The sequence below is a fragment of the Gilvimarinus gilvus genome, from assembly GCF_030518155.1.
Lineage (GTDB): Bacteria > Pseudomonadota > Gammaproteobacteria > Pseudomonadales > Cellvibrionaceae > Gilvimarinus > Gilvimarinus gilvus.
The window spans coordinates 1-357 of record NZ_JAULRU010000280.1; the positions used below are offsets into that span (position 1 = coordinate 1).

Annotated in this window: 1 protein-coding gene; it reads right to left on the bottom strand. The window is 64.1% G+C overall.

Annotation, left to right across the window (positions count from 1 at the left end; genetic code table 11):
* Window positions 1-357, bottom strand: a 357-nt coding sequence (locus QWI17_RS04805; protein WP_302721380.1) for an MATE family efflux transporter, incomplete at both ends; no start/stop codon positions are given.

Here is a 357-nt window from a genome sequence, read left to right on the forward strand (position 1 = left end):
ATGGTCTGCATGCCATCGAACAACTCGAACCAGGCGGCCACCATCAACAAGTGCACCGCCAGTTGGTAGATGGCGGCAAAGCCCGGGTCATTACGGTCTATGAACAGGCTCACCAGCGCCTCGGGCAACAGCAAAAACAGCGCGGCAAAGGCAAACATCACGGTTGCCCCGAAGCCGATGCCCACGCGCCCCGCGCTGCGCGCCGCCAGCAGGTTGCCGGCGCCGTAGTACAGGCCCACGCGCATGGTTACCGCATAGGAGAGCCCTGTCGGCACCATGAATGCCGTGGACACGATCTGCAGGGCGATCTGGTGGGCCGCCAGTTCGGTGCTGCCCAGCACCCCCATGCACAACGCG